This window comes from Mycobacterium sp. 852013-51886_SCH5428379, assembly GCF_001665575.1.
Taxonomy (GTDB): Bacteria; Actinomycetota; Actinomycetes; order Mycobacteriales; family Mycobacteriaceae; genus Mycobacterium.
Genome location: NZ_LZSU01000051.1, coordinates 291,349 through 305,704, shown reverse-complemented (window position 1 = coordinate 305,704; position 14,356 = coordinate 291,349). Strand labels below are relative to the sequence as shown.

Here is a 14,356-nt window from a genome sequence, read left to right as displayed (position 1 = left end):
GGGACCGAACACTCCTACCAGAGGGGCCTTTCCACGCGATGAGCAGTGGTTTCCAGCACGTCCAGGACGCTCCGACCAGCGATCTGCGCGAGGGTTTCGTCCCCTTTCCCGCCGACCGGGCCGAGGAGTACCGGCGTGCCGGTTACTGGACCGGCCGCCCCCTGGATTCGATCCTCACCGACGCTGTACAGAAGCGCCCCGACCATCCGGCGGTCGTCGACCGCGACGGCGCGCTGACGTTCGCCGAACTGAGCGCCCGCGCCGACGGCGTGGCCGCGGCGCTGGCCGCCCGCGGCATCGCCCCCGGCGACCGGGTGCTGCTGCAACTTCCCAACTCGGTGCAGTTCGCCGTCGCGTTCTTCGGTTTGCTGCGGGCCGGTGTGGTGCCGGTGATGTGCCTGCCCGGACACCGCACCGCCGAACTCGGCCACTTCGCCGACGTCAGTGGCGCCGTCGGCCTGATCATCCCGGACCGCGCGGGCGGCTTCGACTACCGCGAGATGGCCGCGCAACTGGCGGCCGACCGTCCCGCCTTGCGGCACATCATCGTCGACGGCGACGCCGGGCCGTACGTGTCGTGGGCCTCGCTCGCCGCCGCCGAGGGACCGGCCCCGGACCGGGGAGCCGTCGACACCTCCGCACCCGCGCTACTGCTGGTCTCCGGCGGCACGACCGGCCTGCCCAAACTGATCGCCCGCACGCACGACGACTACGTCTACACCGCCGTGCGCAGCGCCGAGACCTGTCTGTTCACTCCCGACGACGTCTACCTGGTGGCCCTGCCCGCCGGTCACAACTTCCCGTTGGGCTGCCCCGGAATGCTCGGCGCGATGACCGTTGCCGCGACGACGGTGTTCACCGCCGACCCGAGTCCGGAGGCGGCGTTCGCGTTGATCGACCGGCACCGGGTGACGGTGACGGGGCTGGTCAATGCACTCGGCAAGCTGTGGGCACAGGCATGCGAGTGGGAGCCGGTGCTGCCGACGTCGCTGCGGCTGGTGCAGGTGGGCGGCTCGCGGATGAGTCCGGAGGAGGCGCAGTTCATCCTCGACCGGTTGACGCCCGGGCTCTCGCAGATCTTCGGAATGGCCGAGGGGATGCTGAACTTCACCCGGCCGGGAGATCCGGTCGACGTGGTGGTGCACACCCAGGGCAGGCCGATGTCGCCGCACGACGAGATGCGGGTGGTCGACGAGGACGGCGTCGAGGTGGCGCCGGGCGAAGAGGGCGAACTGCTGGTCCGCGGTCCGTACACACTCAACGGCTACTACCGGGACGCCGAGGCCAATGCGCGGTCGTTCAGCCCGGACGGCTTCTACCGCACCGGCGACCGGGTGCGGATCTTCGCCGACGGTCCGCTGGCCGGCAATGTCGAGGTCACCGGCCGGATCAAGGACGTCATCCACCGTGGTGGCGAGACGGTGTCGGCGACCGATCTGGAAGACCATCTGCTCACCCATCCGGCCATCTACTCCGCGGCCGCGGTCGCCCTGCCCGATGAATACCTCGGCGAGAAGATCTGCGCGGCAGTCGTTTTCCGCGGGAAGCCGTTGACGCTGGCCGAACTCAACGGGTTCCTCGACGAACGCGGCGCCTCCACGCACGCCCGTCCCGACGTGCTGGTCCCGATGCCATCGCTGCCGATGACCGCCGTCGGCAAGGTGGACAAGAAGAAGATCGTGGCGGGGCTGACGGCCTGACCGGTCGCGTCGGGGTCTAGATCTCCCCCGCCGTCAGCAGTTCGACGATGCGCCCGGTGACCGCCTCCGCGGTCGGGTGCTCCCACAGCAGCGTCGGGGGCAGCGCCAACCCGGTCTGCTTCTCCAGCTGCCGGCGCAGCGCGACCGTCATGATCGAATCGACCCCGATCTCGACGAGTGGTAGCCGGGTGTCCACATCGTCTGTGGCGCAACCGAGTTCGGCTGCGACAGCCGACAGCACCTGACCGGCGGCCCATTCGGCGATGTCCATGTCGCCGCGGTCGGCGACGGCCGGCGCCGCGTCATCGGCACCGATGTCCGCCGGCGCCACATCGGCGAGCATCGGCACCGCGGCGGCCGCGGGCAGCACGGGCAGCACCACGACGTTCGGATCGTCGTCGCGCATCGCGGCGTCCAGCGACCGCATCGCATCGTCGAGTCCGACGGTCCCCATTCCCAGCGCGTCGAGTTGCGCCGCGACGAATCCCGACGTCGACCCCATACCCAGGCCGCGCCAGGCCGTCCACGCCACCGCGGTGGTGCGGTCGCCGAGGTTGCGGCGGTGGCGGGCCATCGCGTCGAGATAGGCGTTGCCGCAGGCGTATGCGCCCTGACCCGGGAACCCGGCCAGATATCCGCACGACGAGAACAGCACCATCCAGTCCAGCCGCCCGGGCGGGAACACCTCGTGCAGCGCCCGCATCCCGTCGACCTTCGGGCGCATGGTGGCCTGCAGATCCTCCGGCGTCGTGCTCATCAGTAAGGCGCCGGCCTCGACGCCGGCCGCGTGGATCACCCCACGCACGGGCGGCAGGTCGGCGAGTGCCGTGCGCAACGCCTCCGCGGCGTCGGGCGCACCCACGTCGACGGCCGCGACCCGGACGGACACGCCGCGCTCTTCGAGCGCCGACACCACCGCCACGGCGTCCCGGTCGTCGTCGGCGCGCCACGCGCTCCGCTCGGGCAGCCCCGACCGCGAGAGCAGTACCAGCCGCCGCGCTCCGAGGTCGGCGAGGCGCTGCGCGAGTCGCAGCCCGAGCACACCGGTGCCACCGGTGATCAGATAGGTGCCGCCCGGTGAACAGCGCATCGGCGCCGCGTCCCCCGCGGCGGCGTGGGACAGCCGGGCGCCGTAGGCCACGCCGTCTCGGACCACCACGACACCGTGTCCGTGCAGGGCGCCCAGTGCGCGCACAGGCAGCCGGTGGCCGTCCACGTCGAGCACGCCGCCCCACAGCTGCGGGTGTTCGGCGGCGGCGACCCGGGCCAGACCCCACAGCGGTGAGTGCACGACGTTATCGCCCTCGTGCACCCGCTCGGTCAGCACCCACAGGCGGGCTTGCACCGACGAGGCGTCGAGGTGCTGCAAGGTGCGCAGCACCAGTTCCGCCGAGGCCTGCGGTGACTCGTCAGCGCGCGGCAGCAGCAGCACCACCGCATCGGGCGCGAGATCATCCAGCGCGCCGGCGGCATCGCCGGTCAGGTCGAGAATCCGGTGCGGGACGTGCGCCGCGTCGAGGTCGCGCGTCACGAAGTGCACCGTCGCCGCGTCGCCGCCGACCAAGGCCACCTCAGCGGGGGCGTCGACGTCCGGCCAGTGCACCGGCTGCCACGTCACGTGGTGCAGCAGGCGCACGGTGTCCCGGCCGCTGGGGTTCTCGAGTTCCTCGAAGGCCATGCCGGACAACGTGACCGAGACCGCTCCGGACTCCTCTGCGAGCACGACGTCGGTGATCGTCGAACCGGCGCGCCGCCGCACGTGCAGGAGCGCGACCGCGGGCGGCTTGTCGCGGACGTGGACCCGCTCGATCCGCGCCGGCATCCGTAGTCGGGCCGGGCCGCCGAAGATCGTGGACGCCGCCGATGTCGCCGCATCGATCAGCCCGGCCCACGTCGTGGGCGTCGAGCGATCGGGTTCGGCGGCGACCTTGGCGAACAGCTCGTCGTCCCCGCGGCGCATCTCGAGCACCTGCCAGCCGAATCCCATCGCGGCCACGCCCAATTCAGCGAGCGTCTCGATGACGTGGTCTGCGGGCAGCGGTTCGGTGCACCGGCTCCGGATGTCGTCCTCGTCGAGAGCGGTCGGGCCGGCGTCGACGGTGGGTACGGCCAGTGCCGTGCAATGCGTCAGCCAGCCGGAGTCCAGGTCACCGTCGTCACCGGCGGCACGGTCGTCGACAACTCGCGACGCCAGCGCGAGGGACCGGTCCTGCGACACCACCTGGACGTTGCGCGCCCGGCCGGGTGGCACCGGTGTGCGCAGCCGGACGTCGGCGAGATCGGTTGCCGCTGCGGTCAGGAACGTGTTGAGCAGCACCGCGGCCGGCACGATCTCGGTGCCCTGTACGGGGTGGTCGCCGGGATAGGGCCGCGTCGACATGTCCAGCCGCGTCTGCCACACCCGTGACGGCACCGCTCCGGTGATCTCCATCGCGCCGCCGAGCAGGGTGTGGGTCTCGGCGTCGTGGACGCCGCGTCCGCCGGGTGGCGCGCTGGGTGTGCGCCAGTGCCGCCGATGCACCCACTGGGTACCCGGCAGTCCGTCGGCCCAGGGAGTTTCGGCGGAGACGCCGTGGGCGACGGGCGCGCCATGGCAGTACAACCCGGCCACGGCGACCGCGAGGGCCCGGCGTTGCGGTTGCTCGCGACGCAGCACCGGCAGGACGGCGTGTTCGGTGATGCCGAGGTGTCCCATCGTCTCCGCGATCGAGTGCGCCACCACGGGGTGGGCCGACACCTCGAGGAACAGCCGGTGGCCGTCCTCCGCGGCGGCGGTCACGGCCTCGGCGAAGCGCACGCGGCCGCGCAGGTTGGCCACCCAATAGTCGGGATCGCGCGGTGCCATCGACCGGGGATCGCTCAGCGCCGTGGTGTAGAGCGGGACGGCGGCGGGCCGCGACGGCGCCAAGGCGCCTGTGCGACGGGCGAGTTCGCCGGTCAGGGCGTCCATGGCCGGACTGTGGAACGCCACGTCGGTATTGACCCGCCGCACCGTCACCCCCTGTGCGACCCACTGTTCGGCGACCTCCTCGACCGCCGCGGTCGTTCCGGAGATGACCGTCGACCCGGGTGAGGAGCTGATCGCGGCCACCACGTCGGTACGACCGGCCAGCCGCTGCTCTGCGTCTGCGAACGGCAAGGCCAGCAACGCCATCGCGCCCTGTCCCTGCACCGACCGGAAGCCCCGCGCCCGGTAGCACGCGACCGCGGCGCCCTGTGCCAGGTCGAAGACCCCGGACACCACGCACGCCGCGACCTCGCCGACCGAGTGGCCGATCACCGCCGCGGGTTGCACGCCACGGTCCCGCAGCGCCGCCGCCAGTCCGACCTGCATGGCGAAGGTCAACGCCTGAACCCGGTCGGTGCCGCCCAGCTCGCCGGACTGCAGCGCCGCGCGCGCAGAGAAGCCGAGTTCGGCGGCGAACACCGGTTCCACGGCGTCGATGACCGCGGCGAATGCCGGTTCGGTGGTGAGCAGTTCGCGTCCCATGCCGGGCCAGTGCGAGCCGTGGCCGGAGAACACCCACACCGCACCGTCGGCCGCGGCGGCGAACACCTCACCGGTCACCACGGCCGGATCGCGCCGATCGGCGGCAACCGCTTCGAGAGCGTGGACGAGTTCTGCGGCCTCATCCGCCACCACCGCCGCGCGGACCGCTTCGTGGGAGCGTCTGCTCCACATCGTCGCCGCCACATCGGTGACCGAGACATCCTGTGCGCGAACGCTGTTCGCGAGCGCGGCGGCCTGGGTGAGCAGACGGGTCCGGGACCGCCCGGACAGCGGGATCACCGACGGCGCGACCTCGCCCGTACCGGGCGGGGTCGTCTCGACTCGGGGCGCCTCCTCGAGCAGGACGTGGGCGATGGTGCCGCCGTATCCGTAACTGCACACGGCCGCCCGCCGGACCGCCTCGTCACGGCGGGGCCACGACTCGACCGTCGTCGGCACCCGCAGACCGCTGTTGTCCCAGTCCACCGCTGGAGTGGGCGTGCGGACCCCGACAGTCGGCGGAATCTGCTCGTGGTGCAACGCCATTGCGGCCTTGACCAGACCGACGACACCGGCGCCGCCCTCGAGGTGCCCGACGTTCGGCTTGACGGATCCGACGCGGCAGCGCTCGCCGTCCGGACGTCCGGCGCCGTAGACCGCGGCCAGCGCGTTGAGCTCGACCGGATCGCCGGTCGGCGTGCCGGTGCCGTGCGCCTCGACGAAATCCACGCTCTGAGGCGGGATTCCGGACACCTCGCAGGTGTGTCGGAACAGGTCTTCCTGGGCTGCGCCATTCGGCGACATGATGCCGACCGTGCGGCCGTCCTGGGCGACCGCACCGCCGCGTACCACCGCGATGACGCGGTCGCCGTCGCGTAGCGCATCGCCGAGTCGCTTGAGCACCACCACCGCGGCGCCTTCGCCGCGGCCGTATCCGTCGGCCGCCGCGTCGAAGCTCTTGCACCGGCCGTCCGGCGCTGTCGCCCCGGCCTTGTCGAGCACCCGGGTCAGGCCCGGTCCGATCAGGGCGCTCACCCCGCCGGCCAGCGCCAGTGACGTCTCGCGATCGCGCAGCAGCTGACAGGCCTGGTGCACGGCCACCAGCGAGGCCGCGCACGCCGCGTCGAGCGCGACGCTCGGACCCCGCAGATCGAGTAGGTGCGACACCCGATTCGCGATGCCGCACAACGACGTTCCGATGCCGGTCCACGCCTCGATGCCCGGCAGATCCTCCATGATGAGCTTGCCGTAGTCGTCGGAGTTGACGCCCATCAGGACCGCGGCGTCGGTACCGGCCAGCGAGCGCGGCGGCACCCCGGCGTGTTCGAGCGCCTCCCACGACACCTCGAGCGCCAGGCGCTGCTGCGGATCCATCAGTTCCGCCTCGCGTGGCGAGACGCCGAAGAATTCGGCGTCGAATCCGGCGAGGTCGTCGATGAAGGTGCCCCAGGGCGTCGTCTCGCGCAGGACGGCCGCGTTGCGCGGATCGCGCCGCAGATAGGGCTCCCACCGTTCGGCGGGGATCTCGCGCACGTCGCTGCCGCCGTCGAGGAGGAACTGCCAGAAGTCGGCGGGCGTGGTGATGTCCCCGGCCAGCCGACATCCGATGCCGATGATCGCGACGGGCTCGGGAGGGGTGCAGGAGTGGGTAGCCTCACCTAAGTTCCCGGGCGCCATGGCGAACATGTTCGCACAGCGGAGCCCGTCCGGGGCAGGCACCTTGACCTTGCCGGGACGCTGCGATCAGCATCACGCCAACAGCGTGCGGACCACCCCGTCGGCCAGCAACCGTCCTGCGTCGGTGAGGATCAGCCGGTCGCCGAACACATGCACCAGCCGGTCGTCGACCAGACCGTTCACCCGGCCCCGCTCGTCGGCCGTCAGCAGCGGCAGCGGCAGTCCGCTGCGCAGCCGCAGCCGCAACATCACCTCTTCGACGTGCATATCGACGCCGTCGAGGATCTCGTAGTCGGCCAAGGGCAGTTCCCCGCGGGCCAGCGTCGCGGCGTAGGTGTTCGGATGCTTGACGTTCCACCAGCGGGTGTCGCCGAGGAAACCGTGGGCCCCGGGTCCCGCACCCCACCACTCGCCGCCGTCCCAGTAGCCCAGGTTGTGCCGGCACTCGCCGCCAGGACGTGCCCAGTTCGACACCTCGTACCAGGTCAGCCCGGCGGCGGACAGCTGCGCGTCGAGCATTTCGTATCGGGCGGCCAGGACATCGTCATCGGGAGCCGCGACCTCCCCGCGCCGGACGCGCCGCGCGAGTGCGGTGCCGTCCTCGACCACCAGCGCATAGGCCGAGACGTGGTCGACGCCCGCAGCGATGGCCGCGTCGGCGGAGCGCCGCAGATCGTCGTCGGTCTCCCCCGGCGTCCCGTAGATGAGGTCGAGGTTGACGTGCTCGAATCCGGCCGCGCGGGCCTCTTCGGCCGCCTGCAGCGCCCGACCCGGCGAGTGCACGCGGTCGAGCACCGCCAGCACGTGCCGGGCGATGGACTGCATGCCCAGCGACACCCGGGTGTAGCCGGCGTCGAGCAGCGTGTCGAACAGCTCCGGCCCACTCGATTCCGGGTTTGCCTCGGTGGTCACCTCGGCACCGGGGGCCAGGACGAAATGCTCACGAACACCGTCGAGCACGGCCCGCAGCCCGGCCCCCCCCAGCAGTGAGGGGGTGCCGCCGCCGACGAACACCGTCTGCACCGGCGGCGGAGAGCCGAGGGTCTCGGCGGCCAGCGCCAGCTCCCGGCGCAGCGCGGCCAGCCAGCCGTCCGGGTTGGCGCCGCCGAGTTCGGCGGGCGTGTAGGTGTTGAAGTCGCAGTAGCCGCAGCGCGTCGCACAGAACGGCACATGGATGTAGATGCCGAACGGCCGGCCCACCGTGTGCGACAGGGCGGCGGCCTGGGCAGCGGCGGTTCGGACGGTCACTCCGCCCATGGTCCCAGGTGTGCGGCCCGGGGACTAACGACCGTTGCGCTCGCGGTGCTTACACCCCGGCCAGCAGCAGGGCCTGCGCTTGCCCTCCTCGAGCTCCTCTTGGGTGCGGCGGATGCGGCGTTCGCGGGTCTTCTGCTGTTTGGCGTCCTCCACCCAGCAGATGAACTCGTTGCGGGCCAGCGGCGTGATGTCCTCCCACTTGGCCAGCACCTCGGGGTTACCGAGCAGCGCGTCACGCAGATCCTGCGGCAACTCGTGGACGACACCGCCCGCCACGGCCTTGACACTCACGGCCCGATCGTAGCCCGGGGCCTCGGCGGACTTTTGCTCATCGAGAGCGCAAATCTTTCCCGGTTAGGGCATGTGCGCCCCGCCGTGGCACAATTGCGGGGTGACCGCCGGCTCGAACTCCACCACCCGCGTATCGCTGGTGACGCGGCGCCACGTCGACTTCAAGCGCGTGTGTACCAGCTGCTGTCTGCCCTAGCTTGCGGATTCTGTAGGACCCAGCCCTGACCACAACAGCTGGCCGACGGATCTGCGCCGCCGGACAGCCCCCGGATTGACGCGCGATCTGAAACGCCGGCTCTGACCGAGAGCCACATCATGACCACAGCCAAACCTGCCGCCGCCAAGCCCGTGAAGCGCCCCCGCGGCGAAGGCCAATGGGCGCTCGGCTATCGCGAGCCGCTCAACGCCAACGAACAGTCCAAGAAGGATGACAACCCGCTCAATGTGCGCGAGCGCATCGAGACCATCTATGCCCCCAACGGCTTCGAGTCGATCGACAAGGGCGACCTGCGTGGCCGGTTCCGCTGGTGGGGTCTCTACACCCAGCGCAAACCCGGCTTCGACGGCACCTGGACCGGTGACGAGAACACCGACATGCTCGAAGACGAGTACTTCATGCTGCGGGTCCGCAGCGACGGCGGCGCGCTGACCGCCGCGGCGCTGCGCACCCTCGGACAGATCTCCACGGAATTCGCGCGCGACACCGCGGACATCTCCGACCGGCAGAACGTGCAGTACCACTGGATCGACGTCAGGAACATGCCGGAGATCTGGCGGCGCCTCGACGAGGTCGGCCTACAGACCACCGAGGCGTGCGGCGACTGCCCGCGCGTCGTCCTCGGCTCCCCCCTGGCCGGTGAATCGCTCGACGAGGTGATCGACGGCACGCCCGCGGTCAACGAGATCGTCAAGCGCTACATCGGCAAGAAGGAGTACTCCAACCTGCCGCGCAAGTTCAAAACCGCGATCTCCGGCCTGCAGGACGTCGTCCACGAGGTCAACGACGTCGCCTTCATCGGCGTCAACCACCCCGAGCACGGCCCCGGCTTCGACCTGTGGGTCGGCGGCGGGCTGTCCACCAACCCGATGCTCGGTCAGCGGGTCGGCGCGTGGGTGCCGCTCGACGAGGTGCCCGACGTCTGGGAGGGCGTGGTCAGCGTGTTCCGCGACTACGGCTACCGGCGCCTGCGGTCGAAGGCCCGGCTGAAGTTCCTGATCAAGGACTGGGGCGTCCAGAAGTTCCGCGAGGTGCTGGAAACCGAATACCTGAAGCGCCCGCTCATCGACGGACCGGCGCCCGAACCGGTGACCCGTCCGATCGACCACGTCGGCGTGCAGAAGCTCAAGAACGGCCTCAATGCCGTGGGCGTCGCCCCGATCGCCGGCCGCGTCTCGGGCACCATCCTGACCAAGGTCGCCGACCTCGCCGAGTCCGTGGGCAGCGACCGGATCCGCTTCACGCCGTACCAGAAGCTGATCGTGCTCGACGTCCCCGATGACAGACTCGACGAGCTGCGTGCCGGCTTGGACGCGCTGGGCCTGCCGTCCACCCCGTCGCACTGGCGGCGCAACCTGATGGCCTGCACGGGCATCGAGTTCTGCAAGCTGAGCTTCGCCGAGACCCGCAGCCGCTCGCAGGTGCTGGTGCCCGAGCTGGAGAAGCGGCTCGAAGACATCAACGCCCAGCTCGACGTGCCGATCACCATCAACATCAACGGCTGCCCGAACTCGTGCGCCCGCATCCAGGTCGCCGACATCGGCTTCAAGGGCCAGATGGTGGACGACGGCGACGGTCCCGAGGAGGGTTTCCAGGTCCATCTCGGCGGCAGCCTGGGCCTGGACAGCGGTTTCGGGCGCAAGTTGCGTCAGCACAAGGTGGTCGCCACCGAACTCGGCGACTACATCGAGCGCGTTGTCCGCAATTTCGTGAAACAACGCGAGCAGGGTGAGCGTTTCGCTACGTGGGCACTACGAGCAGACGACGCGGACCTTCGATGAGCCGCTCGCGCGAAGAGCGAAGGTGAGGTGACGGCATGACTGACGTGCTTTCCGAGGTGGACCTGCAGCGGCTGGCCGAGCTCGGCGCGGCCGAACTCGGTCCGAACGCCACGGCGGACGAGCTGCTGCGCTGGACCGACGAGAACTTCACCGGGAACTACATCGTGGCGTCGAACATGCAGGACGCGGTGCTCGTCGACATGGCCGCCAAAGTACGTCCGGGCGTCGACGTGCTGTTCCTCGACACCGGATACCACTTCGTGGAGACCATCGGCACCCGCGACGCCGTGCAAGCCGTCTACGACGTCAACGTGGTCAACGTCGCGCCCGAGCGCACCGTCGCCGAACAGGACTCGCTGTTCGGCAAGGATCTGTTCGCCCGCGAACCCAACGAGTGCTGCCGCATGCGCAAGGTCGAACCCTTGAGCAAGGCGCTGAGCGGCTACTCGGCGTGGGTCACCGGCATCCGCCGGGTCGAGGCGCCGACGCGCGCCAACGCCCCGCTGATCAGCTGGGACAAGGCGTTCGGCCTGGTGAAGATCAACCCGCTGGCCGCATGGTCGGACGACGAGATGGACGCCTACATCGCCGCCAACGGCGTACTGGTCAACCCCCTCGTCGAGGACGGCTACCCGTCGATCGGCTGCCTGCCGTGCACCGCCAAGCCTGCACCCGGATCCGATCCGCGCAGCGGACGCTGGGCCGGCACCGGCAAGGTCGAGTGCGGACTGCACGCGTCTTGACGTTGTCGATTCCCGGGTCGCCACGCTCCTGCCCGCCGACCCTCGTCCTGACCGCACACGGCAGCGCCGACCCGCGGTCGGCGGCCATCACGCACGCCGTGGCCGGCCGCATCCGGCGACTGCGGCCCTGGCTCGACGTGCGGCCGGCGTTCCTCGAGCAGACCAGCCCGGCGCTGTCCAACGTACTCGCCCAGACCCGGGGCGCCGTCGTCGTCCCCTTCCTGCTGGCCGACGCCTATCACGCCCGTGTCGACACGCCTGCGGTGATCGCCGCGTCCGACTGCCGGGCCCGCCAGGCCGCGGTGCTCGGCGAGGACCCGGCACTGCTGGCGGTGGCCCACCAGCGACTGGCCGAAGCCGGCGTCTCGCCCAACGACGACGGCCTCGGAGTGCTCGTCGTCGCGGTCGGATCGTCGAACGCCGCGGCCAACTCCGGGACCGCCATGGTGGCCGGGATGCTCGCGCGCAACACCCGCTGGACCGGCGCCCAGGTGGCGTTCGCCACGGGCCCGCATCCGAATCTTGACGAGGCCGCCGCGCTGCTGCGCGCCCGCGGCGCCGACCGTTTGGTCATCTCCCCCTGGTTCCTCGCACCGGGGCGCATCACCGATCGTGTTCTCAACTGGGCTGCGCCGCAAGGCATTCCGATGGCAGCACCGTTGGGTTCGCACAACCTGGTCGCTGCCACGGTGCTCGACCGCTTCGACGCCGCAGTCGCGGTGCCCGCGGCGGCCTGAGTACACACTCCCAAGCACTGCGGCTGCACCGGTACGCTGAATCTCGACGTAGCGCCACCCCTCACCGAGCAAGGACTCGATGCAATCTCATAGACCCACGGCGGTCACATGTTGACCGCCGTGATCGGAATTGTCATTGGATTTCTCGTCGTTCTGGCGATCACCGCGCTGACCGGATACTTCGTCGCGCAGGAATTCGCCTACATGGCCGTCGACCGGTCACGACTCAAGGCGCGCTCGGAGGCAGGTGATCAGGCCTCCACCCGGGCGCTCGCGGTCACCCGTCGCACCTCGTTCATGCTCTCGGGCGCCCAGCTCGGCATCACCGTCACCGGTCTGCTGGTCGGATATGTCGCCGAACCGCTGATCGGACGGGGTTTCGAAACGCTGATCGGCGGTGCGGGAATCCCGACCGCAGTGGCCGTCGCCCTCGGCGGGGTCGCCGCGATCGCGGTGTCGACCGTGCTGCAGATGGTGTTCGGCGAGTTGTTCCCGAAGAACTTGGCGATCGCGCGGCCGGAGCCACTCGCCCGCTGGCTGGCCCTGTCCACGACGATCTACCTCAAGCTGTTCGGCTGGCTCATCTGGCTGTTCGACCAGTCGTCGAACGCGTTGCTGCGCCTGCTGCGGATCGAACCGGTGCACGACGTCGAACACTCGGCGACACCGCGCGACCTCGAACACATCGTCGCCGCGTCCCGCGACGCCGGCGAGATCCCCCGGGAGCTCTCCGCCCTGCTCGACCGCATTCTCGACTTTCCCACCAGCAGCGCCGAACACGCGATGATCCCGCGGTCCCGCGTCGACGTTGTCGCAGGCACCGACACGGTGTCGAGCGTGCTCGCCCGCATGGCCGAGCGTCACACCCGTTATCCGGTGACCAGCCCCGACCACGAGGACGTCCTCGGCGTCATCCATCTGCACGATCTGCTCGGCCCGGTGTCCGGTGACGACACCGCGGCGATGCACTGCCGGCCGGCCGTCATCGTTCCGGAGACGCTGCCGCTGCCCAACGTGGTCACCGCGTTGCAGCAAGCCGGCGACGAGATGGCCATCGTGATCGACGAGTACGGCGGCTTCGCGGGCGTCATCACGGTCGAGGATCTCGCCGAGGAATTGGTGGGCGACATCGACGACGAACACGACACCGAACACGAGGCCGACGTCATCCCCGAAGCCGATGGCTGGTTACTCGCCGGCGACCTACCGCTCGACGAAGCCGAACGCACGCTCGACCTGACGCTCCCGCCCGGTGACTACGAGACGGTCGCCGGCATGGTGATCGCGCACGCGGCGGGCCTGCCCGCCATCGGCGACACCGTGGTGATCGATCTGCCCGCCGATCCGGCCGATCTGGTGTCGGGACAGCCCCTGACACGCCGACTGACCGCCGAGGTACGGGAGATCGAGCGGCACGTGCCCGCCGCGGTCTTCGTCAGCGTCGCGACCGAGGAGGCCGGCCATGAGTGACCCGTGGGTCGTCGCGGCGATCACCGTCGCGCTGATCGCCTCGAGTGCGTTCTTCGTCGCGGTCGAGTTCGCGTTGATCGCCGCGCGGCGCAGCCGCCTGGAGGACGCCGCCCCGAACAGCCGTTCGGCCAGAGCCGCGCTGCGCAGCGCCGGTGAGCTGTCGGTGCTGCTGGCCGGCTCGCAGCTCGGTATCACCGCCTGCACCCTGCTGCTCGGTGCGATCACCAAACCCGCTGTGCACCACGCCATCACACCGTTCCTGGCTGAGGTCGGAGCGCCGGCCTGGGTGGCGGAGGTCGGCGGCTTCGTGCTCGCGCTGCTGATCGTCACGTTCCTGCACCTGGTGATCGGTGAGATGGCGCCCAAGTCGTGGGCGATCGCCCATCCGGAACGGTCGGCAACCCTGCTGGCGCTGCCCATGCGCGGATTCATGGTCCTGACCCGCCCGCTGCTCCACGTGCTCAACCAGACCGCGAACTGGTGCCTGCGCAAAGTCGGCGTCACCCCGGTGGACGAACTCGACGACACCCAGGATCCCGACGCGCTACGTCAGCTGGTGGAGCACTCCCACACCGCAGGCACGCTCGACGAGCGCTACCACGGCAACCTCGCCAGCGCCCTGGAACTCGAATCGCTGACCGTGGGGCAGATGGCTCGCCGCCACGCCGAGTACAGTTCGGTGCCCGCAGATGCGTCGCCGGAGGAGATCCAGCAGACTGCCCGCGCGACAGGGCATCTGAGGTTGTTCGTGCGGGACGGCGCCGCCACCGTCGGCGTGGTGCACGTCCGCGACAGCCTGTCGTCGTCCGGTTCGGCGCGCGACCTGATGCGACCGGTCTTCACCCTGCCCGAGGACACCCCGGTCTACGAGGCGTTGCGGCTGATGCGCGAGCAACGCAGGCACCTCGTCGTCGTCGACGGCCCGTCCGGTCGGGGCATGTTGACTCTGACCGATCTGCTGCACCGTCTGCTGCCGACCGCGGCGGCCTGACG

Annotated in this window: 10 protein-coding genes; 7 read left to right on the top strand and 3 right to left on the bottom strand. The window is 70.4% G+C overall.

What is annotated here, in order from left to right; all coding sequences use genetic code 11:
• Window positions 1-38 precede the first annotated feature (38 nt).
• Window positions 39-1,700: a (2,3-dihydroxybenzoyl)adenylate synthase gene (locus A5757_RS21580; RefSeq protein ID WP_066838505.1), complete on the top strand. Its 1,662-nt coding sequence runs from the start codon at window positions 39-41 to the stop codon at window positions 1,698-1,700.
• A 16-nt stretch (window positions 1,701-1,716) separates the two neighbouring features.
• On the opposite strand, the gene A5757_RS21575 is transcribed toward A5757_RS21580, so the two are convergent.
• The 3 genes from A5757_RS21575 to A5757_RS21565 all read right to left on the bottom strand — a co-directional run bounded on the left by A5757_RS21575 (window position 1,717) and on the right by A5757_RS21565 (window position 8,415).
• The gene (locus A5757_RS21575) at window positions 1,717-6,867 is read right to left on the bottom strand and encodes a type I polyketide synthase (protein WP_066838808.1); all 5,151 of its coding nucleotides are present in this window, start codon (window positions 6,865-6,867) and stop codon (window positions 1,717-1,719) included.
• Between the two features lie 72 nt (window positions 6,868-6,939).
• Window positions 6,940-8,115 carry a radical SAM family heme chaperone HemW gene (gene hemW, locus A5757_RS21570; RefSeq protein WP_066838805.1) on the bottom strand — a complete coding sequence of 392 codons (1,176 nt, stop codon included), beginning with the start codon at window positions 8,113-8,115 and terminating at the stop codon, window positions 6,940-6,942.
• Window positions 8,116-8,148: 33 nt separating this feature from the next.
• The gene (locus A5757_RS21565) at window positions 8,149-8,415 is read right to left on the bottom strand and encodes a YdeI/OmpD-associated family protein (protein WP_066838502.1); all 267 of its coding nucleotides are present in this window, start codon (window positions 8,413-8,415) and stop codon (window positions 8,149-8,151) included.
• 70 nt (window positions 8,416-8,485) lie between these two features.
• Here A5757_RS21565 and A5757_RS24090 point away from each other — a divergent pair, with 70 nt between their 5' ends.
• The 6 genes from A5757_RS24090 (at window position 8,486) to A5757_RS21540 (ending at window position 14,354) form a co-directional block, all read left to right on the top strand.
• Complete coding sequence (locus tag A5757_RS24090; RefSeq protein WP_369815981.1) at window positions 8,486-8,611, top strand: Ms4527A family Cys-rich leader peptide; 126 nt, start codon at window positions 8,486-8,488, stop codon at window positions 8,609-8,611.
• Window positions 8,612-8,730: 119 nt separating this feature from the next.
• Complete coding sequence (locus A5757_RS21560) at window positions 8,731-10,413, top strand: nitrite/sulfite reductase (protein WP_066838499.1); 1,683 nt, start codon at window positions 8,731-8,733, stop codon at window positions 10,411-10,413.
• A 35-nt stretch (window positions 10,414-10,448) separates the two neighbouring features.
• Complete coding sequence (locus tag A5757_RS21555) at window positions 10,449-11,156, top strand: phosphoadenylyl-sulfate reductase (RefSeq protein WP_066838496.1); 708 nt, start codon at window positions 10,449-10,451, stop codon at window positions 11,154-11,156.
• Entirely contained in the window at window positions 11,135-11,893 is a 759-nt protein-coding gene (locus A5757_RS21550; RefSeq protein ID WP_231984073.1) for a sirohydrochlorin chelatase, read from the top strand. Before A5757_RS21555 ends, A5757_RS21550 begins: the two co-directional genes overlap by 22 nt.
• 108 nt (window positions 11,894-12,001) lie before the next feature.
• A complete protein-coding gene (locus A5757_RS21545) occupies window positions 12,002-13,363 on the top strand; it encodes a hemolysin family protein (protein WP_066838493.1) in 1,362 nt (453 codons plus the stop codon).
• Window positions 13,356-14,354: a hemolysin family protein gene (locus A5757_RS21540; protein WP_066838490.1), complete on the top strand. Its 999-nt coding sequence runs from the start codon at window positions 13,356-13,358 to the stop codon at window positions 14,352-14,354. The genes A5757_RS21545 and A5757_RS21540 overlap by 8 nt, the downstream gene beginning before the upstream one ends.
• Window positions 14,355-14,356: the final 2 nt, after the last annotated feature.

Excerpts from the sequence above, each read along its gene's own strand:
- A5757_RS21580 (WP_066838505.1), top strand. The coding sequence starts at position 39 with ATGAGCAGTGGTTTCCAGCACGTCCAGGACGCTCCGACCAGCGATCTG.
- A5757_RS21575 (WP_066838808.1), bottom strand. The coding sequence starts at position 6,867 with ATGGCGCCCGGGAACTTAGGTGAGGCTACCCACTCCTGCACCCCTCCC.
- A5757_RS24090 (WP_369815981.1), top strand. The coding sequence starts at position 8,486 with ATGTGCGCCCCGCCGTGGCACAATTGCGGGGTGACCGCCGGCTCGAAC.
- A5757_RS21560 (WP_066838499.1), top strand. The coding sequence starts at position 8,731 with ATGACCACAGCCAAACCTGCCGCCGCCAAGCCCGTGAAGCGCCCCCGC.
- A5757_RS21555 (WP_066838496.1), top strand. The coding sequence starts at position 10,449 with ATGACTGACGTGCTTTCCGAGGTGGACCTGCAGCGGCTGGCCGAGCTC.
- A5757_RS21545 (WP_066838493.1), top strand. The coding sequence starts at position 12,002 with ATGTTGACCGCCGTGATCGGAATTGTCATTGGATTTCTCGTCGTTCTG.
- A5757_RS21540 (WP_066838490.1), top strand. The coding sequence starts at position 13,356 with ATGAGTGACCCGTGGGTCGTCGCGGCGATCACCGTCGCGCTGATCGCC.